The 22,044-nt window shown below is 44.1% G+C and carries 20 protein-coding genes; 19 read left to right on the plus strand and 1 reads right to left on the minus strand.

The genetic code is table 11. The features are described from left to right. Positions 1-43 precede the first annotated feature (43 nt). Together OCU56_RS14380 and OCU56_RS14385 are read left to right on the plus strand one after the other, a co-directional pair. Complete coding sequence (locus OCU56_RS14380; protein ID WP_261875414.1) at positions 44-688, plus strand: DsbA family protein; 645 nt, start codon at positions 44-46, stop codon at positions 686-688. Continuing rightward, entirely contained in the window at positions 681-1,154 is a 474-nt protein-coding gene (locus tag OCU56_RS14385) for an FKBP-type peptidyl-prolyl cis-trans isomerase (protein ID WP_261875415.1), read from the plus strand. Before OCU56_RS14380 ends, OCU56_RS14385 begins: the two co-directional genes overlap by 8 nt. A gap of 51 nt (positions 1,155-1,205) precedes the next feature. Here OCU56_RS14385 and OCU56_RS14390 read toward each other — a convergent pair whose 3' ends face one another. Then, entirely contained in the window at positions 1,206-1,823 is a 618-nt protein-coding gene (locus OCU56_RS14390; RefSeq protein WP_261875416.1) for a beta-phosphoglucomutase family hydrolase, read from the minus strand. Between the two features lie 220 nt (positions 1,824-2,043). On the opposite strand from OCU56_RS14390, the gene OCU56_RS14395 reads away from it, so the two are divergent. The 17 genes from OCU56_RS14395 (at position 2,044) to OCU56_RS14475 (ending at position 21,962) form a co-directional block, all read left to right on the plus strand. Beyond that, positions 2,044-3,021 carry a transposase gene (locus tag OCU56_RS14395; protein WP_261875417.1) on the plus strand — a complete coding sequence of 326 codons (978 nt, stop codon included), beginning with the start codon at positions 2,044-2,046 and terminating at the stop codon, positions 3,019-3,021. A gap of 314 nt (positions 3,022-3,335) precedes the next feature. Then, entirely contained in the window at positions 3,336-3,911 is a 576-nt protein-coding gene (locus OCU56_RS14400; protein ID WP_261875418.1) for a heme NO-binding domain-containing protein, read from the plus strand. Positions 3,912-4,048: 137 nt separating this feature from the next. Beyond that, positions 4,049-5,758 (plus strand): ATP-binding protein, encoded by a 1,710-nt coding sequence (locus tag OCU56_RS14405; RefSeq protein ID WP_261875419.1) that lies wholly within the window; start codon positions 4,049-4,051, stop codon positions 5,756-5,758. Positions 5,759-5,987: 229 nt separating this feature from the next. Continuing rightward, a complete protein-coding gene (locus tag OCU56_RS14410; RefSeq protein WP_261875420.1) occupies positions 5,988-6,320 on the plus strand; it encodes an STAS domain-containing protein in 333 nt (110 codons plus the stop codon). 47 nt (positions 6,321-6,367) lie between these two features. Then, positions 6,368-7,198, plus strand: coding sequence for an OmpA family protein (locus tag OCU56_RS14415; protein ID WP_390904878.1), 831 nt, complete (start codon positions 6,368-6,370; stop codon positions 7,196-7,198). Between the two features lie 10 nt (positions 7,199-7,208). Next, entirely contained in the window at positions 7,209-9,269 is a 2,061-nt protein-coding gene (locus OCU56_RS14420; protein ID WP_390904887.1) for an SLBB domain-containing protein, read from the plus strand. Next, entirely contained in the window at positions 9,269-9,952 is a 684-nt protein-coding gene (locus OCU56_RS14425; protein ID WP_261875422.1) for a P-loop NTPase family protein, read from the plus strand. The genes OCU56_RS14420 and OCU56_RS14425 overlap by 1 nt, the downstream gene beginning before the upstream one ends. Positions 9,953-10,008: 56 nt before the next feature. Beyond that, positions 10,009-10,446 (plus strand): Hpt domain-containing protein, encoded by a 438-nt coding sequence (locus tag OCU56_RS14430; protein WP_261875423.1) that lies wholly within the window; start codon positions 10,009-10,011, stop codon positions 10,444-10,446. Between the two features lie 32 nt (positions 10,447-10,478). Then, positions 10,479-11,972, plus strand: a complete 1,494-nt coding sequence (locus OCU56_RS14435; protein WP_261875424.1) for a sigma-54-dependent transcriptional regulator — start codon at positions 10,479-10,481, stop codon at positions 11,970-11,972. Continuing rightward, positions 11,950-13,056 carry a glycosyltransferase family 4 protein gene (locus OCU56_RS14440; protein WP_261875425.1) on the plus strand — a complete coding sequence of 369 codons (1,107 nt, stop codon included), beginning with the start codon at positions 11,950-11,952 and terminating at the stop codon, positions 13,054-13,056. Before OCU56_RS14435 ends, OCU56_RS14440 begins: the two co-directional genes overlap by 23 nt. A gap of 132 nt (positions 13,057-13,188) precedes the next feature. Next, positions 13,189-14,436 (plus strand): glycosyltransferase, encoded by a 1,248-nt coding sequence (locus OCU56_RS14445; protein ID WP_261875426.1) that lies wholly within the window; start codon positions 13,189-13,191, stop codon positions 14,434-14,436. Next, positions 14,426-15,703, plus strand: a complete 1,278-nt coding sequence (locus OCU56_RS14450) for a glycosyltransferase family 4 protein (protein WP_261875427.1) — start codon at positions 14,426-14,428, stop codon at positions 15,701-15,703. The genes OCU56_RS14445 and OCU56_RS14450 overlap by 11 nt, the downstream gene beginning before the upstream one ends. After that, positions 15,700-17,115, plus strand: a complete 1,416-nt coding sequence (locus OCU56_RS14455; RefSeq protein ID WP_261875428.1) for a lipopolysaccharide biosynthesis protein — start codon at positions 15,700-15,702, stop codon at positions 17,113-17,115. Before OCU56_RS14450 ends, OCU56_RS14455 begins: the two co-directional genes overlap by 4 nt. Beyond that, positions 17,112-18,500, plus strand: coding sequence for an O-antigen ligase family protein (locus tag OCU56_RS14460; protein WP_390904879.1), 1,389 nt, complete (start codon positions 17,112-17,114; stop codon positions 18,498-18,500). The genes OCU56_RS14455 and OCU56_RS14460 overlap by 4 nt, the downstream gene beginning before the upstream one ends. 162 nt (positions 18,501-18,662) lie before the next feature. Next, positions 18,663-19,430, plus strand: a complete 768-nt coding sequence (locus tag OCU56_RS14465; protein WP_261875429.1) for an acyltransferase — start codon at positions 18,663-18,665, stop codon at positions 19,428-19,430. After that, entirely contained in the window at positions 19,423-20,541 is a 1,119-nt protein-coding gene (locus OCU56_RS14470) for a glycosyltransferase (protein WP_261875430.1), read from the plus strand. The genes OCU56_RS14465 and OCU56_RS14470 overlap by 8 nt, the downstream gene beginning before the upstream one ends. Continuing rightward, a complete protein-coding gene (locus OCU56_RS14475; RefSeq protein ID WP_261875431.1) occupies positions 20,538-21,962 on the plus strand; it encodes a GumC family protein in 1,425 nt (474 codons plus the stop codon). The genes OCU56_RS14470 and OCU56_RS14475 overlap by 4 nt, the downstream gene beginning before the upstream one ends. Positions 21,963-22,044: the final 82 nt, after the last annotated feature.

The following is a 22,044-nucleotide window of genomic DNA, read 5'->3' on the forward strand; positions in this document are numbered from 1 at the left end:
GATAATCCCTATCGCTCTCCCTACAACAAAGACTGAATGGACTATGAAAAAAATAATTAAAACCTTTAGCCTACTGTTTGCTTCCTTATTTTTACTGACGGCTTGCAGTGATAATCAAACCCCACAATTGAACACACATTACTCTGAGCTTGCCAATGATGTCAGTGACTTAGTAACCCAACCCGTCGTGGAAGTGTTCTCCTTAACCTGTGGCCATTGTCTGCAAATGGAGAAATTCATTCCAGAAATTGAAGAGGGAATTGGTCAACCTATTGGTAAAATACACGTTACCTTTAACGAAAGTGCACAAGCCGCCGCCCTGTTTTATTATGCAGCAGCAATGCAATCACCATCAGGTAAACCTGATCAAGGTATGATGACGGCACTGTTTAATGTGTATCACGCTAGTGGCGATCTCAGTAAAGAGCAAACCCAACAAAACTTAGTGAGTGCTTTTCAAGCAAGAGGCATGACTTCACCTTATGAACTTAGTGAAGCACAACAACAGCAGTTGTTCTCTCAGGTGCATAAAGCCCAACAAATTACCGGAAAAGCTATGATCAACTCAGTCCCCACCTTTGTGGTTAACGGAAAATATATGGTCATCACTTCTGCTCACAATGACTTACCCTCAATTATTAGCACCATCAATTATTTAGTTAAAAAGGATAATGCCAACAATGTCTAAGTTTTTATTTCCTGCCATCGTCGCCATATTGGCCGCTTTTATGATTTACCGAGTTTGGACAAACCATAAAGCGGGCCAAGATAACTTTGCAATTGGTCAGGCATTTTTACAAGAAAATGGCCAGCGTGATGAAGTGACCACCACCGAAAGTGGGTTACAGTATGAAGTTTTAGTAAAAGGTAATGGGGATACTCATCCTAGCCCAACAAGTACAGTGAAAGTGCATTATCATGGCACGCTCATTGATGGAACTGTTTTTGATAGCTCAGTTGATCGTGGAGAGCCTATTGAATTCCCATTAAATCGAGTCATTCACGGCTGGCAAGAAGGCTTACAGTTAATGGTTGTTGGCGATAAATTCCGCTTGTACATTCCAAGTACGTTGGCTTATGGCAAAAAAGGCACGGGGCCTATTCCGGGTTCGTCCACTTTGATTTTTGATGTCGAGTTACTAGAAATCAAATAGAAACGTAGCATAAAGGACTGTTTTACAGTCCTTTTTACTCACTGTATTCGTTTATTCAGTAAAAGCAGACTCGGTTAAAGGTTTAAAAAGAAACCCGTTCTCAGTTACAAGGTAACAATCCATCCCCGCAGCGTGCGCCGCTTGTAAGCCTAATAAAGTATCTTCAAAAACAACGCAGTGTTGCGCAGCACAATTCATCTGCTCTGCGGCCATCAAAAATGTATCAGGGAAAGGTTTATGCCGTTCCACATCGGTTGCCGTTACCACCGCATCAAAATAATCAAACACACCTCGAGCCATTAGCAAATCCACAGCACTATCTCGCTGTGCCCCAGTGCCAATAGCCACTTTTTTATGCTTCATTTGCTGCAATAAAACTTGGTAGGTGATCTCAATAAGCTCACCTTTGTTTTTATTATTAGCAAACTGCAACATCTTGAAACCAGACACTTGGACTGGATCCAATTGTAAGCCAAATCGTCGATTCACCTCTAATACAATTTTAGGGCTCGGCATCCCACCAAGGCTATGCAACCACTGAGGGTCAAATTCAAACCCAAACTCATCAGCCGTTCTCTGCCACGCATCTACATGCGCAGGCATAGTATCAATAAGGGTGCCATCCATATCAAAAATCACACCCTGGTATCGCCCAAGTTCTGGCAACATAAACCACCCCTACCTCAGATTATTAAAATAACAAACCATACAATATCAACCCAACATGACAAAACAACATTCACTTAAAATGCAGACACCCACACTTTAAATCTCATTTTAAATCTAGACACCCATTATAAATTTCACACTTTAACTACACTAAGTGCAGTTCGTCATCTTCTTTATCATTGACTAAAATATTCTCAGTTCTCGAAGCAGGATAAACACTATGCCCCGTCCTCGAAAAACTCAGATCAGCATCGAAGATACATTGTACTATCATTGTTGTAGTCGTGTGGTACGACGCGCTTACCTTTGCGGTAATGACCCCTTCTCAGGCATTAATTACGATCATCGACGTGATTGGGTTCAGTCACTATTACTCAAACTTGAATCCATCTTTGCCATTGACGTTGCCGCATTTGCTGTGATGTCCAACCACTTACACGTTATATTACGAGTTGATATCGAAACGGCCAATAGATGGAGCGATAGAAAAATTCTTGAACAATGGCATACCTTATTTAAAGGGGATGACCTAACCAAGAAGTATCTGAATGGAGATGTATTAGAATCACATGAAATCAAAAACTTGCAGAGACTCATTGCGGTGTATCGCAGTAGGTTATGTGATATCAGCTGGTTTATGCGATGCTTAAACGAACCTATTGCAAGGCGAGCAAATAAAGAAGATAACTGCACTGGTCGGTTCTGGGAGGGGCGTTTTAAGTCGCAAGCACTGCTCGATGATGCAGCTTTATTAACTTGCATGGCCTATGTAGATTTAAACCCAATTAGAGCGAAAATGGCCGAAACGCCTCAACAATCGGATCACACTAGTATTCAACTGCGTATACAAAGTGCACTAAAAGGTGAAACGCCACCCAATTTACTTCCCTTTATTGGCCACGAAAAAGAGAATCAGCCTACAGGTATTGCCTTTTCGCTACAAGATTACTTAACTTTAGTTGATGAAACTGGGCGCATTATTCATAACGATAAACGTGGTGTTATCAGTAGCAACAGTAAAAAGTTACTAGATAAGATGGATATTCCCCATGAAAACTGGATTAAGTTAACGATGGAATTTGGTCTACTCTTTCATGGCCCTGTAGGAAGTATTGAAGAACTCACTTGCTACTGCCAACATTTGCAAAAAAGACGACGACATTTTGCTTCTTGCTGTAAATACCTCCATATAAGTTAATACGTTTTTACCGCTATTACTCAAACCTTATCACTAACAGGTTTGATATCCCCTGTTATTTAAAGTGTCACTTCCTTAGCGATTTATCTACCATGAAACATCCTCCAATCAGTCTGTATGTAATACCCAAGCACCTGATTTCTGATGATAGATGAGACGAATAAATGGGTGGCTTAATAAATTTTGATAAATTGGTGCCCAAATCTAATATGGGTGGCTAGATTTTTGATATGGGTGGCTAGATTTTTGTTGTCTTTATTGCCCGTTTGTACAAGAATCGTATTTAAGGTGATGTTATTGTTAAGGATGCGATAATGAAGGGAATCATTTTTACCGAGTTTTTAGAGTTAGTGGAACACCATTTTGGTTTAGAGGTATTAGACCAAGTACTTGAAATGTCAGAAGATCAAGGAATTTACACTTCTGTTGGCAGTTATGACCATAATGACCTCGTTAAGCTTATTGTTAATCTAAGCAAAACTTCTGATGTACCAGCCGAGCAGTTACAGCAAGTTTTTGGGGAGTCTGTGTTTAAAAAGCTATTGGCAACCATGCCACAAGAAGTGGCCATTGCGCACAGTACTACCAGTTTTGAGTTCATACGTCATGTGGAAGACTACATTCATGTGGAAGTTAAAAAACTGTACCCCGACGCCGTACCTCCTGCTTTTGAGTTCATTTCAGAAACTGAAACTGAGCTTATTCTCAACTACAAAAGTGCCCGTTGCATGTCCCACGTGTGTTTAGGGTTGATTAAAGGGTGTGCCAACCATTTTGGTCAAACTTTAAATATACAAATGAAACCGCTCAACGAAAGTGGCAGTGAAGTACGCTTCAATATTACTTTAGTGAACCCAAACCATACCAACCAGAGTAAGAACATTGCATAAATAGCGCACAAAAAACACTTGATTATATTATTCATAAGCCATTGTTCTACTAGAAAAAACATATTCATCAAATATTAATACCCGCTACAACTGAACCGCTACTTACGGCGATAAGCCTAAATACTGAGTATTTGAGTATGACGACACCCAATTTAGACACTGAGCTGCTACAAAGGAAGTTAACCCGAGAAGTGGCCTCTCGTAAGCAAGCAGAAACGTTACTCGAACAAAAAAGCTTAGAGCTATTCGAATCTAAGCAAAAACTTGAACTGGCCGTGGCTCAATTAGAAAAATCTTCCGCACAAGATATTCTAAAATTGGAGTTCCAGCAGCAAATAGATGCCCTACTCATCTACTTTGGTCGAGCCTTTTTAGACCACCATTTAGATGACATCATATTGTCTAATTTTGTTGCTAAAGTGTGTGAAAGTACGTTAATTCGTGCATGTTATTTAAAATTAAATGCCGAATTGATGCTCGGGCTTAAAAAGCCATTTTATGGCTCTGAGATTAACGTTGATCCAAACAGTTTAAAGTTGCAATGGCACGGCAGCCAATTGGACATTCCATTGATAGTCAATCGAGAGAAAATTGGCCTTCTAAGTCTAAAAATTCAAGATACGGAACAAGATAATCAATTTATTGAACAACCCTTAAGGTTAGTGGCCGATCTACTGTGCCGTGCAGTAAACCGCCAGCAAATTATCTATAGAAACATAGAGTCACGCAAAAAAGCGGAACATTCAGAACGGGCGACTCGTGATTTTCTCGCCATGATCAATCACGAACTTCGCACCCCTTTAAACGGACTACTTGGAAGCTCTGAATTACTGCAAGACACTCTATTAGACACCCACCAGCAACAATTAGTACAAAATCTCATTCAATCTGGTGAGTTCCTGAGAGTCATTATTAATGATCTTCTGGACTACAGTAAAATCAACGCAGATATGTTTACTCTATTGCCAAGAAAGTTTGAAATAAAGTCATTAATTAATACTTTATCGAGCATTTTCACCTCAAAAGCCCAAGAAAAGTCTCTTTCCTTTGATATAAAAATCAGTGACAACGTACCATGCGCTGTTGAAGGCGATATGGAAAGAATCACTCAGATTTTTGTGAATTTAATCGGTAATGCCGTTAAATTCACCGATCAAGGTTCGGTAACATTAACTTTAGACTGGCAAGATAAACAGCTGCACTTTCAAGTTAAAGACACAGGTATAGGCATCAGTGATACCGCGCAAAGCAAACTCTTCCAGCCATTTACTCAAGTGGATCGTTCTAGTAAACGCAATGTTGAAGGCACTGGATTAGGCCTAGCTATCTGTAATCAACTCATTCAATTAATGGGTGGCTCTATTAATTTGTGCAGTGCGGTTAATGTGGGGACGACATTTACTGGGCGTATTCCTTTGCGAAAAGTGAGGGCGTTACCTAGCGCGGCTAAAGATCCCGCAAAGCAGATCAATAAATTGTTACCACAAAATTTATCGATGTTGGTGGTGGATGACATTCGTATGAATCAGATCATCATTAATGAAATGCTGACCAAGCTCAATATAAAACCGGATATTGCAAATAATGGCCTTGAAGCGGTCACTGCAGTGCAAAATAAACGCTACGACATGATACTAATGGATTGTCGCATGCCTGAAATGGATGGATTTGAAGCCACCAAAAAGATCCGCTCGTTAAGCATGGATATGCCAATAATTGCGCTCACAGCCAGTACGACTCTTTCAGAAAGAGAGCTCTGTTTTAAATCCGGTATGAATGATGTACTGACCAAACCTTATCGCTCAGCAGATATTCAAAATATGCTAGTGAAATGGTGCCAACACTAGTCACTCCTACCCTATATAAAGCTCACTTCGCCGTAGTGAGCTGAGCTTTATAATACCTTTTACCCCGTTATTTTTTATTCTCAAAATAAGAATCTGCATTTCTCATTTTGAGACAACCCCGTAAGCCCCTGATTTTTAATCATAATTTTTCTGGCACGCATTCTGCAACTGTTCTCCTGACATTGTTGAAATACGCTCTGTGAGCGATTCATTAAACGGAGAAAACATAATGGAATTACGCAAAATTGAATCCAATGAACAGCTACTCACTCTCGCCGTATTTGGTGATTTTAATGCTCAATCAAGCAAAGAAGCCCAACTTTGTATTGACGACCTATTAAGTGATGACACCCACCCGCAAATTGAAATCGATCTAGAACATGTCGATTTTATGGATACCTCCGGCATTGGTGCCATTGTTTACTTCTATAAACGCTTAATTGAAAGCAACCGCAATATGAGCATTAAAAACGTCCACGGCCAACCTTTAAAAATGATGGAATTGCTGCGAATCGGCCAAGCCATTCCCCTAAGCACTCAGCAAGCAAAACGTACACATTGATTATCAATCACATGGATGTGAATCGCACTATCAAAGGTAGGAGAGCAATGATGACCTGGACTCAACAACTCAAACTCAGCAGTACATTACTTGGCACACTCATCATGATGGGTTGTAGCAGTTACCCCGATGAAGGCAAAGGTGGCTTGGGTGAACACAGTGTCATGTCTGACTTCTCTCCCGTTTTTCCTGATGAGCCTCTTGGCCCCGAACATGGAATGCGCTTTGATTTTCATATTGCACGTCTGCAATTGGATAGCTTAATCAATCAGGGGGCCGAATGGTGTTTCCCCGCTTCCGTGGTACAAGCCGAAACCAAAGAAAAACGCATTGCCCGTGAACTGGAGGCTGGACTATTACTGGATGCGGCCAACGACATCGTAATTTTACGAAAAAACCTGAATAAACTTGAGCTGCAATTAGATTACGTCACCAATGAAACTCAATGCGTTCCCCCCTCAAAAAATGCCACATTTCAAAGTGATAAAGCCATTATTACTCAACTTGTCACCTTGCTTAATGTTGACAACCAATTTGCTATCAACTCTACAGAGATCAATCCCAAATATATGGGGCATCTCGCTCAGGCCGCCCAATTATTAAAACAACACACCCATTTAAACCTTAGCGTAACGGGTCATGCCGATATGACCGGCAGCGCCATGAAAAATGAGCAACTGGCCATGGGTCGCGCTCAACAAGTACAGCGCTATCTGGTTATTTTTGGCCTAGCTCGCGCTCGAATACAAACCCTATCTGTAGGGGAAACCCTCCCCCTAACGGAAGGCGATAGTCCCGCTATTCGCCTAACCAATCGTCGAGTGAGCATTGATATTGTGTCAACTAAAGCCCAAGGAGTCGACTATGAACGTCCTTAAGATTGTCGTTATGTTAATGGTCAGCATCAGCATGAGTGTTTGGGCTAAACCGGTGCAAATTGGTGACTTAATCCAAGTGAACCTACCGGGAGAAGCGACACTTAATCAAGGTTTTCAGGTAGATAAATCTGGGCGAATTAACCTGCCAGAAGTGGGCCCTACTTATGTTGCCGGATACGAAGAAGACCAATTGCAAACCGTAGTATCTAGCGCGTTATCTGAGGTCTTTCGTGATTTATCCAACGCGCGAATTTACGTAGCAGAACGTCAAATTTTGATCTCTATTCAAGGTTATGTACGCTCTCCTGGGGAATATACACTGCCAGAATCATCCACCGTACAAATGGCCCTGTATGCAGCAGGAGGTTTACGTCCGGGCGCCCAATTGAACAAATTACACATTAAACGAGGCAAGCAAAACAACCAGTTTAATTACAAAAATTTCTTAGACTCTGGGGATGACTCCGCCCTACCCAAACTGCAATCGTTAGATACCATATTTGTCCCTGCATCTCCCTTAGTTGGCAATATTGAACAAGAGTTTGATGCCGCAAAATTGGCTAATGCAGGAGATAGCGCCGATTCACAAAAAGCCATTAAAGTATTTGGTGAAGTGAATGCCCCAGGTTCATTTACCTTCAAGCCTAATACGGATTTAGTGGATATTATTATGCGCTCTGGGGGCGTTACTCGCTACGCCAGCGTAGAGCAAATCCGTGTCATATCTGATGATAACCCTATGATTTTTAACTTAAAGCGCTACTTGGATAGCGGTGATGAATCCTTACTTCCACGTTTAACTCCTGGGGCTATTGTGTTTGTGCCTAAGATGGAAGAGGAGATTAAATCAGGGGCTAATATGGTATACGTCATGGGGGAAGTGGCCGCACCTGGTGCTTTTGAAAGTAAGCCTGATGCCACCTTTATGGATATTCTAGCCAATGCTGGGGGCCCCACTCGATTCGCGGAATCTCGGCAAATTCGTCTTATTAAAGCCAGTGGCCGAGTGATTAAGTTTGACCTCACCGACTTTACTGAAGGACTAGGAGGCGTTCGTCCCCCCAAAATTGATAACGGAGACGCCATCTTCGTTCCCGAAAAAACCGATATGAACGAAAAATCGTGGTTAAAAATAGCCCCTGATCGCGCCGTCAATATCATTGGTGAGGTTGTACGCCCTGGCCGTATCGAATGGTCCGATGAAATGGATTTAATGGATTTGCTCGCGCATGTGGGTGGCCCAACTCTTCGGGCAGATACCACCAGCATTGAAGTCGTCGATAGCGAACGTAAGGTGCAGGTGTTTGATTTAGATGCGTATATTCGTCATGGTGCGAAACGCTCACAACTGCCCAATATTGCTGCCGGTTCCATAATACGAGTGCATGATTTACCTCAAGACCCTTCCGATAATAAGTCACAATGGGTACGCCAAAAGTCCGATGCTTCTATTTATGTTTTTGGGCAAGTGAATGCTCCAGGGCGTTATCGTTTTACCAAAGAAATGCACTTTCTCGATATCCTTTCCGCCGCTGACGGCCCAACTGGTGAAGCGGACATCCACAACATACGCATCACCCACAGAGACAAGAGTTACTCTCGAGTAAGCAAATTAAATCTCTCTCTTTACTTTGAAACAGGTGATGAGTCATTGCTGCCCGTAGTCACCACTGGCGACACCATTTATATCCCAGAAAAAGACAAAAATTGGTTGGACCGCTCCAAGGAGTCCACTGTCCGTGTCTTAGGTGCAGTGAATAAGCCGGGACGTTATGTATTTGATGACAACATGACCATTTTAGACTTACTGGCCGAAGCAGGTGGCCCCAGTGAACAAGCCTACCTTGAGAAAATCAGCGTCGTTAATATGTCTTGCTGTCAACATCACGCCCGCACATTTGATCTCATAGAATTTAGTAAAACCGCTAACTTCCGCAGTCTGCCCGTGATCCGCTCAGGCGACACCGTCTACATCCCGCACCAAAGGGAGAGTTTTATGTCAAAGGCACGAGACAGCTTAGATGACGTATTACGCATTGCGACCACCATCGTATTAATAGGAGCCTTGTAATGAATCGCCGTCCACTGCCCGCACAATTAGAACAGCTGGTTTTACAGTTAGAACAGGACAACACCCAAACGATTTGTCTCATAGGAGACCAAGGTAAGACCGGTGTTACCCACTTTGCCACAGCCCTTGCAGAACATTACCTATTAGCCGGTTATCGCACCTTACTGCTCGACCTGAACCTAGATAATCCTGCTTTTGAATGTCCCCTGCAATCAGAACAAAATCAAGGGGAGTGGATAGCCCATCAACACACACGTCAACTCTTTGCCGGTCTCGTGGCCCCAACCACTCAATCGCAACTCAGGCTCTATCAAGAGCCTCGCGCATTGGCGCAACAAATGCAGCTATGGCAACAAGATTATGAGCGAATTGTCATTGATGCTGGGAGCTTACATAACTCGCAAACACAAAGTAATAATACAGCGATAGTCAATGCCTGTGACGCCACACTGCTTACATGCAGCGGCGGTGTAACCACCCAAGAAGAGTTGTGTGTCGCCCTTGAGTATTTACAGCAGGCTAAAGCCAATGTGTGTGGCGTCATTGTGAATCAATACTTTCAACAAACCTTCGCTTTTCAATTACTCACAGCCATAAAGTATTGCCGTTTTCTCCCCCAACGTTTGCAGCAATGGTTACACAAAGTGATTAATCGCGCACAACTTTTCAAGCAAACCGTATAAACATCAAAAATGTCTCTAACTAAGCTAGAAATCATTCGTCATTCAAGGAATACTAAATGTTAAAGAAATGGCTACACTCCATTTACAAACAAGCCTCATTTAAAGATTGTAACTACACTCAACCATCACAGGACGCGATAGTGGCAAAAGAACAACTTATCGATGAAAACGTCATTCAACAGATCATTAGCGATACCAGTATCGAGGTCTTACCCCTTCTTATTGACAGCTATGTACAAGAATCTCAAACGCGATTAGCGATCATTGAGCAAGCATTGCAACAACAAGACTACGCCACCCTAGAGTTTGAAGCGCACACTTTAGCGGGCACCTCTTTAGCTATGGGTGTCTGCGCTCTTGGGCAATTAGCAAAAAGTATTGAACAGGCGTGTCTTTGCAAGGCGCACTCAGATGCCATCAATAGTGCTCGCTTACTCAAGGATCTCGCCTTTCATTCTCAGCAAGCATTGCAACAGTTGAAAGAGCAGCTATAACTTAGTAAATAATTGGTTTAAAAGGATGTTTTATGGGACCAAAAGTACTTCTCGTTGAAGACTCTAACTCACTGGCCATATTATATAAGCAATATGTCAAAGACGAACCTTATGACCTATTTCATGTAGAAACAGGCAAAGATGCCAAGCGATTTATTCAGCACCATAGCCCGCAACTGGTTATTCTCGATCTTAAACTGCCCGACACCAGTGGCGAAGAGATCCTTGATTGGATCAAACACAATGATATTCAAACCTCAGTTATCATTGCCACAGCACACGGCTCAGTCAAAACCGCAGTCCATTTGATACAAAAAGGCGCGGATGATTTTTTAGAAAAACCCATTACTGCCGACCGCCTCAAAACCTCCGTAGCCCTACACCTTAAGCGTTCAAAATTACAATCCTTAGTCAACACATTGGAAAGCAAGTTTGATCGGCCTCATTTTCACGGTTTTATTGGCGCAAGCCTACCGATGCAAGCGGTGTATAAAATCATTGAATCCGCCGCCCCCACCACAGCCAGCGTATTTATTAATGGTGAAAGTGGCACGGGGAAAGAAGTGTGCGCCGAAGCCATCCACAAGCAAAGTAAACGAGCCAATAAACCTTTCGTAGCCCTTAATTGTGGCGCGATCCCACGAGATCTCATGGAAAGTGAAATTTTTGGGCACGTTAAAGGAGCATTTACTGGCGCCACGACCGACCGCAAAGGGGCGGCAATGCAAGCTCATGGTGGGACATTATTCCTCGATGAATTGTGTGAAATGGAGCTAGAGATGCAGAAGAAGCTACTGCGATTTTTGCAAACGGGCGCGGTCACTCCATTAGGTAGCAGTAAAGAGTTAAAAGCCGACGTGCGTATCATCTGCGCCACCAATAAAGACCCTTTACAACAAATCCAAGAGGGGCATTTTCGCGAAGATCTCTACTATCGAGTGCATGTGATCCCTATCGAGTTGCCCCCTCTGCGTGAACGAGATAAAGACATTGTTACCCTAGCCAAACACTTCGTCAAACTGTATGCCAAACAAGATGATAAACGTTTTACTGGCTTATCCGCCGACGTGGAATCCATTTTGAAATCCTACCCTTGGCCTGGCAACGTGAGACAATTGCAAAATGTCATGCGTAATGTTGTGGTGCTTAATGACGGGATAAAAGTGGAAGCCAGTCATTTACCGCCCCCTTTGAATCAAGTCAATCCTGTGGCTAAACCTGCGCCATCTGCCGTAAATACTGTACACAATTCAACTCAAAATCCCCCTACAGCGTCCCCTTCCGTTGCAGTTGATACCAACGCTGTCATAGCGCCAGATCCCGTAATAACGCCTGAGCCTACGCAAACTAAAGAATATGTCATCAAGCCTATGTGGCAAGTAGAGCGAGAGACCATTCAAAACGCGATACAACACTGTGACGGTAACGTATTAAACGCGGCGGTTTTACTCGACCTTAGCCCGTCGACTGTCTATCGCAAAAAACAGCAATGGGAAACGGAAGATGCACAACACCTTAGCCAATAATGGCCATGATCATAATGAAGTGTGGCTGTTATTAGACAGCTTCACTTTTGGGGGCATAGAAACTCATGTGCTTGAATTGGCTAAAGGCCTTGTCCATGACACCATTCCCCTACGCGTGATCTTATTAACCCGTTACTCCCCCCCTTCGGCCATCATCGAAAAACTGCAGCAGTGGGATATCCCCTACTGTTACTTAAGCGCCCTAACCTCCACTAATAAGCAAAATACCACATCCCTGTTTCAGCACGTTCAGCAACTGAGAATGGCAGTGGCGCAACATCATCCTATTGCGGTACATGCGCATGGCTATAAAGCCAGTATCATCAGTAAGTTAGCAGTAAAAACCACCCAAGGTCGCACTCGGCAATTAACCACCTATCATGCAGGAGAGATCCCTAAAGGCAAAGTCCGCCTCTATGATATGTTAGATCGTTACAGCGCCCTACTGTCTGATGTCAGCCTGTGTGTCAGCCCCGAGATCCAATCTCGTTTACCTAGCCAAAGCCTGCACCTCAACAACTTTGTCTCTATGAATGAAGCGCCACGCACCCTTGGCACTCAATTGGCCTTTGTGGGTCGCTTAAGCCATGAAAAAGGCCCCGATCGCTTGTGTGGTTTAGCCTTGCAACATTTAGATCACCCTTTTTATGTGTATGGTGATGGTCCAATGATGGCCACACTCACACAGGAGCGTTCTGATAACGTTCATCTATTGGGCTTTCAACGGGATATGCATGAGGTTTGGAATAACATTGGGCTACTCATTATTACGTCTCGCTATGAAGGATTGCCTATGACGGCATTAGAAGCCATGTCTCGGGGGATCCCTGTGCTCACTTTAAATATTGGGGCTTTAAATGCTCTTATTGAACATGGCAAAAATGGCTGGATAGCCGATGATATGCAGCAGCTCTCTTTATACTTAAATGAATGGTTACAGTGCACAGACAATGAACGGGCACTCTTGTCTCATCATGCCAGACAAACCATCCAACATCATTATTCGACAAAAGCGGTAATACCTAAGATTATCCCCCTCTATAGCCAACACCTGCACAATAGAATGTATCGTTCATCAATTTGATTCTCAATATGAGAACCGCATAATCTCTCCCTGAAATTGCTAATAAAACAATGAGTTAAAATTGGCACTGTAATTGCAACTCTCTGATTAACCATCAATACATGTGATTATTAGGTTTCAGGGAGAGAGACAATGCAACAGGCTAAACACCTACTTATTGTGCATTATGGGGAGCAATGGATTCGCGGTAGTGAGTCCTGTTTGCTCAATTTAATAAGCACTTTGTGCCACGATTATATTCCTGTGGTGTGGACCAATAATAAAGTGATGAAGCAACAGTTACAGGCCCAAGGGATTCTCACTTATCTCGACACCTTTGAACTTATTCATCTCCAGCAAGGCACATTCAATGTTAAACACTGGATGTCATTGTGCAAACAAGCCTCACAAATTATTGATGAACATGAAATTAAGTTAATTCATGTTAATAGCGGTGCCCCATGCCAATGGATGACCTTAGTCGCAAAAGCCAAAGGCGTTCCTATGCTGTGCCAACTTCATAGTCCATACAATTTACACGATAGATTCACTCTGACACTGCATTCGGCCCAACGCATCATAGCGGTAAGCCATGCAGTGGCCACCTCATTACTACAAGAAGGTTATCCCAAACATAAACTGTCTGTTGTGCATAACGGCATTGAATATTTGAATCAAAGTCCATGCCTAAACATACGCTCTCGCCTGGCGATCCCACACCAAGCAAAAGTGCTGATCAGTGTCGGTTCGCTCATTAAACGCAAAGGCTTTGATAAACTCATTCAGGCCCTTGCTCTTTTAAACAACAATCAACATCAGCATCATCTGGTGATTGTTGGAGAAGGGAGCGAGCGTCTGAATCTAATCGCATTGATCCATCAATTACAACTGCAAAACCAAGTTCATTTAGTGGGTGAACAATCTAATGTTCAGCAGTGGCTACAAGGAGGATGCGATCTCTTTGTCAGTGGCGCAACCAGTGAAGCTTTTGGCCTCGTATTACTAGAAGCGGCCCAAGCAGGGCTTGCCGTTGTGGCCCCTAATGTTGGGGGGATACCAGAAGTGATCCAACATAAACACACAGGGTTATTGTATAACCAAGGCGAGCAAGCCATTCCTGAGATGGTGGACGCCATTGGCACACTACTTAGCGATCCCATTTTGCGTAACACACTGGCCATTAATGGCGCAAAAATCGCCCAGCAGCGCTTTTCTCTAGCAAGTAACACGGCCCATATCCAAGCCATATATAGCCAATTAATATCAGGCAAAGTCGAACAAACTTGGTTTAGCTGGAGTTGCGCACTCTTTCGTCCCGTAAGGACTTTTTGCAAGACTCGATGCCTTAACCCCATAAAAGCCTTATTCATTAAAAAACAAAGGGGGCTACATGAAGCGTAATCACTGCATTGTTTTCGACCCAATCCCTTATCACGGCGGATCAAAGGTCGCCACACAACTCGCCATGCAATGGACGAATAGCCATACGCACTATTATATATTGAGCGCCTCCAAACACAGTTGGCAAAAGCCACATACTACGCACAGCCACACCCGCTACTTTTGCCTGCCACAGTGCCTTGCAAGGTGTACACAGGGACAAGGGTACTGGTTAAAGCAACTGTTTTTAATGCTCTACTTAGCGCTCTTTACTGCGTATGTCGCCATTAGCACGCGCTGTAAACCAGTCAGTCTATTGCTGGCTTCAGGGCCTGGTGTAGACTTTGCCGGTTACGTCATTGGCCACATTTTTGCCCTGCAAATAATTCAACTGATCCATGGCCCTGTAGGTAAAAGCCGTGCAACTAAGTGGTGCTTAACCCAAGGCTACCCAACGTTTTATTTACCCGCAGCGCAGAGCAGTTTGCGCCATTGTCTACAACTGACGCATAACCAAAGCCTACCTCACCATTTAAACATCTTTGTCAACGGCTTAGATGATGCACACTATCCAACCTTGCACCGTTTTTGTCACACCACACCGCAGGTACAATTTTACTGGGCTGCCTCCTTACTAAAATGGAAAGGATTAGATCTGCTATTACAGGCGCATAATATGACCCAATGGCAGAATAAAAGTGCCTTACATATTTGTTATATCCGCCCTGCCGTTGGTCAAGCGGAGCAATCTGCCATTGATCCAACCCTTAGCGGAGTACATTGGTACCATGAACCGAATAACCTTGATGCCATTCGCGCTCAGTGCGATGTGTATATCTCCACCAGCATCAATGAACCCTTTGGCCTTTCCACTTTAGAAGCTTTAGCCGCAGGCTTGATTGTGCTGATCCCAAGAGACGGCGCTTTTTGGGACACACAGCTTCAAGATGGCGTGCACTGCTTAAAATACGATAGCAATAATGCGAACAGCTTAAATGAGTGCATGCAGTCACTCACCCATAACTTGGCACGCTTGCAACCTATCGCCCAACAAGGCAGAAAAATCGCGGCTCGCTATCTTGCCAAACAGACTTATGCGGCCATCTGCAACGCCATCGATACGGCCCCAAACAAAAAGGCAATGGCAAAGCGTCACTATCACGCGTCGTCCTCCCTGCAAAAACACGCTCAACATGCCCATTTGCCACCAGTACCATCGGCACAACATCATCTAAAGCCACAACAACTGAAAAAATGCAGCCCCCATAATACAGGAGAGCAACAATGAGCCTGCTACCTGTGTCTGTTTCTCCTATGCAAAAGCAAATGCTCGGCTACGGATTGGCGCTGTTTTTTATGAAAGGCTTATCCTTGATTATGCTGCCCATTACCACGCGCTTTCTTTCTCCGATGCAAATTGGTGAGTTAGAACTGCTGGCCGTGAGTGCTTCATTTATTGGCATATTACTGTCGGCAAGTTTACATGAAGCGCTGTACCGCTACTGCGCCAAACACAAGAGTCTCAACCGCAAACGTCTCATTGCCAATCAGTTATTTACCCTTACCCTGCTGATTTCTTTATCCTTTTCATTACTCGGGCTAATAGTGACCGCGTCACTTGAGTGGCAGGAGCACTGGCCTATTTCTCAACAATCACTGCTCATTGTCTGGCTCTCTTTGACCATAGAAGGCGCCCTTGCTATTGCCCTTGCCTGGCTGAGAATGCAGGATAAAATTGAACACTTTTGCCGCATCTGCATGGGTACGAGCCTGTTACAAGTGACCCTAGTGTTGCTGGCGCTACAATTAGATTTTGGCGTTATTGGGGTATTATGGGGCGGATTACTGGCACACCTCATGCAGCTATTGTTATTGATCTCTTCTGGGCAATTAACGCTACAACGCCCTCAGTGGGCTTTTATTCACACTAGCTTACGTTATTCGTTGCCTCTGATGTTATCTGGGCTCATCGCCTTTGGTTTAAACGGTGCTGAGCGTTGGTTTATGCTGCACGGCGAATCACTGGCCATGGTAGGACACTATGCCATCGCGGCTAAATTTGCCTTAGCGATGTGCGTCCTAGTGCAGCCCTTTGGTATGTGGTGGATGCCAAAACGTTTTGTGATGGCCAAACAAGCCCCAATAAAGGCGGCACATACCACAGAGTTTGGTGTGGTATATGTGTGCGCCTTAGCCACTGCAATAGCAGTCATAGGGCAATGGCTGCTCACCTTCACGCTAACCGATACCTACGCTATGGCTGGACAGTTACTGGTAGGGGCCATATTTATGGTACTTGGTAAAGAGTTGGCTGAGTTGGTAAACCTGGGTCTACTGCACAGTCACAACACCCCTATTATTTTTAAGGTCAACCTGGCTACCACAGGAAGCACTTTATTGTGCTGTAGCTTTACGTATCAATGGGGGGTGGGGATGATCATGCTCAACATTGGCGCAGCCCAGTTAATTCGAGCCTTATTACTGTATTGCCTTTCTCAACGCTACCATGCGCTTCCTTATCGCCATATCAGAATGGGCCTGTATCCTCTCGTCACGTTAACGGGTTTAATCAGCCTGCAATGTCTGCCTAACAATGTCTATATAGAAAGTGGCATTGTCGTGCTCTCTGTTATGACGCTTGCCCTTATTTTTCGCTATCCAAAGGAATATAGCGCGCACTTTAATAAGGCGGGCGCATGAAACATACCCACATCTCCCCTGAAACGTCCCCTTTCATTAACGCAGCCACAATCACCACGTTATTGGTTATAAGCATGGTGGCTTTGCTCTGGTGGCGAGCGCCTCATCCTATACTGGGTTTGGCAGTGTGCCTATTACCCTTGGCTATGCTGGTGGTGGTACGACATCTATTTTGGTTTGTGACGCTGTTTGTGGTGTTTTCATTTTTTCGTATCCACGAAGTGATCCCTCTATTAATGCCCTTGAAGTTACCTTTACTTTTGTCTCTTGGGGCTTTAGCGTCTCTTTGCTGGCATGCCCTTGTCAGCAGAACACTTCGCCTCTATTGGCACCCTACAATGGGCTGGCTAGTACTGTTTTGGCTGTTAGTCACCCTTGGGTTGATCTTTGCGACCAATCGCACTGAAGCCATTAGCATGTTTAAAGGGATCTACTGGAAAATCATGCTAATGACTGTCGCCATTATTTGGATTATCACCACAAAACAGCAACTGGCGAAAATGTGTTGGACCATCGTCCTTGCGGGCGCTTTAGTGGCCAGTGTTGCTCTGTTTAATTCTGTAAACGGCATCGGTTTAGTGGAAGGAAGCCGAGTGACCATTGGCCGACACTTTGGCTCTATGCTTGGGGATCCGAACGATTTAGCATTAGTACTGTTGTTTCCCCTCGCCTTCTGCGCCAGTTTCTTTTTCAACCGTCAACACAAACGGCGCAACCGAATTGTCGGTGTATTGGTTTTACTGTTGCTGTCCATGGCGATTATTGCCACACAAAGTCGCGGGGGTCTGCTGGGAATGGTGGCGGTATATGGCTTCTTTATTCACCAAGCCATTCGCAGTAAAACTTTACTGATAACGCTGGGTTCTGTGGGGTTGTTTGTCTTATATATGGCCGCTGGAATTTCTGAGCGTGCCTCAGGAGGGGCGGCAGAAACAGGGATTGATTCCTCCTCTATGGGACGTTTATACGCATGGCAAGCGGCAGGAAAAATGGCCCTAGATAATCCATTTACTGGGGTCGGCATCAACAATTTTTATTCTAATTATTACTTCTATAGCTCACATTGGGATGGATTAAACCATGCCGTACATAGCACTTGGTTTGGTGTTCTGGCAGAAACTGGTTTTTTAGGTTTGCTTGTCTTTGTGACTTTAATTATCTCTTTATTACGCACAGCAAAGCACTCCCTGACTCGTCTTTGCCGCCTCTCTTCACCCTCTCCATACCTGCTCAGTTCAGCCAACGCCGTTTATGCAGGTTTAATCGGCACCATTGTCTCAGGCACCTTTCTTACCCAAGCGTTTGTGTGGCCTATTTACATTTTAGCGGCATTGATCATCTGTGTGTCACGCATAGTGCAAAACGATTCTCAGATTGAGAATTAAACACCACATTAAATTAACCATCTGATTTTAAAAAATAATTTTATTGGCACGCTCTGTGTATTACTCACTGTATACAAGGAACAAATGCAAATGTACGCACGTCGTTATTTTTTAACACCTTTTGCAAAAAGCAAACGTGCTACCACACAGTAAGGAATGCTCATGAAAGTATTAACGGTAAATCAGCTCAAACAGCAATTAAAAACCACCCAAAATCCCATAGGACGCAAAATATTTGCACTGGCCAAAACGGTTATTACCTGCGATCTTCCCTTACCTCACCTCATTCATCGTATTGCCTACTTGTTGTATGTGGCCTGCAGAAATAGCGTGCAATTTCTACTTAGAGTCTTTCTGCACACCCCAGCATTTAAAGGACGCTGTCTACGCTGTGGCAAGGGACTTTACCTTTATGGGGGCGTTCCTTTTGTTAGTGGCCCTCTCACGATTACTCTAGGTGATCGTTGTCGCATCTCAGGACATACAACCTTGAGTGCCAGCGCCCACACAGATACCCCCACCTTGACCATTGGCACAAATGTGGGTATTGGCTGGCAAACCACTATTGCGGTAGGCACTCAAGTGGTGATTGAAGATAACGTGCGCATTGCAGGTAAAGCAAATCTATTTGGCTATTCCGGACATCCGCTAGATGCACAACGACGTGCCAATGGTGAGCCGGACGATCTCCAGCAAATTGGTGACATTATTTTAAAAAAAGAGTGCTGGCTTGGGACAAATTGCATCGTAAAAGCGGGAGTCACCATAGGAGAAGGAGCCATAATCGCCTCAGGCAGTGTCGTGACTCATGACATTCCCCCTTATGTGATTGCCGCAGGCGTTCCGGCTAAGGTGATAAAAAGCATTGCCCCTTCTCACCTTGAGCACTCACAAAAATGCACGGTCACACAAGGAGAGGCTCATGCGTGATCTCATTGTATTTGGTGAAGACTTTGGTGGCCATCCATCGAGCACTCAACACATTATTAGCCGTCTTAATCCACAGCGTCGCATTGTTTGGGTAAACTCTATCGGCTTACGTAAACCGCGATTTTCATTGCACGATTTCAAGCGAGCTTGCAGCAAACTGCGCGCGAGTCATGTCAATAACACCCCGTCAAAGCCATCGACGTCCCTTATTCCAGATAATATAAATGTGATTAATATTAAAACATTACCTGCCCCTCGATATCACTGGGAGCGGTCATTGGCTAAAAAGTGGATGGCCTCTCAACTGACCCCCATATTAAACACACTGCAATTTAATAAGCCGATTTTATGGACTTCACTGCCCACTGCCGCTGATCTGTGTGGACAAATTAGTGATTCTGCTGTGGTGTATTATTGCGGGGATGATTTTGGTGCACTGGCGGGAGTGGATCATCAAACTATTTTAAACCATGAGCAGACACTCACCGAAAAAACCGATCTCATATTGACCGCCAGTCATGCTATGCAGCGCCGTTTTCCTGCCTATAAAACACAGTTGTTACAGCATGGTGTGGATTACGAACGCTTTAGCCAACCTGCACCCCGTGCCGTGGATTTACCCTCAGCAAAACCCATCGCCGGCTTTTATGGCAGTTTATCTAATTGGTTAGATTATGACTTGATCAATGCCACAGCTGCTGCGATGCCGCATTGGAACTTTGTGTTTATTGGTCAAAATGAACTGGGATATAACCCCTTTGCAAAGCGAGACAACATCCATTTACTCGGCCCACGCGCACACCATGAACTGCCTAGCTACTGTCAACATTGGCAAGTGAGCCTACTGCCTTTTGTGTTAAATGAACAAATAAAAGCATGCAGTCCTTTAAAATTAATGGAATACATTGCCTGTGGTCGCCCAATTATCAGTACCTCATTCCCCGCATTAAAACCCTTTAATGATCAAATAAATATCATCCGCTCAGCGTCAGAACTTTGCCAAGCGTTACATACACATCAAGATTTAACCCCGAGCGTCAGTCACAGCGTGAAACAGCAAAGTTGGCAACACAGAGCACAATTTGTTGATTGGATTTTGGAGTTGTTATGATCGAACTAAAGAAACGAATCGCACAAATTATCATCAGCACTTGGCGTCGCCGTTATATCATTTTACTTCCAACGCTGATTTTGCCGTTTGTGGCGGTTGCCGTAGCAAAACTGGCTCCGGCTCAATACAAGGCACATACCAGCATGCTGATCCAAGAAACGGCGAAAATGAATCCATTTTTACAAGATCTCGCCGTCTCAACAATGCTCAATGATCGCTTAAATGCGGTGCAAACCTTGCTCAAAAGTCGCCATGTTTTGTCACTGGTCGCCACGGAACTGGGCTTAATTGACCAAAACAGCTCTGATTATGAAAAAGATCAAGTGATGGGTAATATAGCCGCTAACCTTAATGTCATCCAACAAGGTAAAGATCTTCTCAAAATAGAGTATTCCGCTCACTCTCCCGTGGGAATGAAAGCCCTATTACAATCGGTGAGTCACCACTTTATAGAGCAACTGCTGGCCCCAGAACGATCTTCTATTCGCGATTCAAGTACCTTTTTAAACCAACATATAGAAAAGCGCTTTAAAGATCTGCAGCAAGCGGAACAAAAACTGGCGGATTATACCAATATTCATTCGTCCCTCACCCCTGAAATACAATCACAAAGCTACGCTCGCATCGCCGTACTAAAACAGAGTTTAGCGGAAAAAGAAGCGGAGTTATTTGGGGTGGAACGCAGCTTAGACTCACTGGATCAACAGCTTTCAAGTACCAACCCGGTAGTGGGTCGCATAGAAGACAAAATCATCGAAATTCGTAGCGCGTTAACGTTACTGCAAGCCAGGTACACAGAAAATCACAGCTTAGTCCAGGCCAAGAAAAGAGAGTTAACCCGCTTAGAACAAGAGAGAGAAGTGTTGCTAAGCTCAAACCAGCCACGCCTCAATACCGACCAACTGCGTAATATGGCCAGCAGTCAAAACATGCGTGATATCACCGCAATTCAACCACTGTTAATGAGCCAACTGCAAAACTTGCAACAAGTGCGAAGCCGTTTTGAAGCCCTCAGTGAAGAGACGAAGCGACTCACTAGCATGATTGCCAAATTGGAACAAAAAACCCAAGGCTATGGTGACAATGTCAAAGAAATTTATCGTATACAACGTGATGTAGAAATGAAACGACAACTGTATGAAGAGCTTGTGCAACGTTATGAGATGGCTCAGTTAACGGGAGCCTTGGGGGTATTTGAAGAAAATAAGCGGGTAAAAATCATCGACTTACCCTTTACACCAAGCTCCCCCTCTAACTGGCCAACCGTTATTTACCTCATCATGGGAATCGTGGGCGGTTTGGGTTTAGGCATTGGTTTGGCACTATTATTCGAGCTTTTTGATACCACGATAAGAAACAAAAGTGACGCACAATTCGTCACCTCCATTGCGGTCATCACAGTCGCCCCTGCACACCATTGAGGACGTAAGTGTAACGGCAGGATTGATACCCACAAAAAAGGCTAACAACAAGGTTAGCCTTTAATTTTTTAGATAATAATCT

Source organism: Vibrio rarus (assembly GCF_024347075.1).
Taxonomy (GTDB): Bacteria; Pseudomonadota; Gammaproteobacteria; order Enterobacterales; family Vibrionaceae; genus Vibrio; species Vibrio rarus.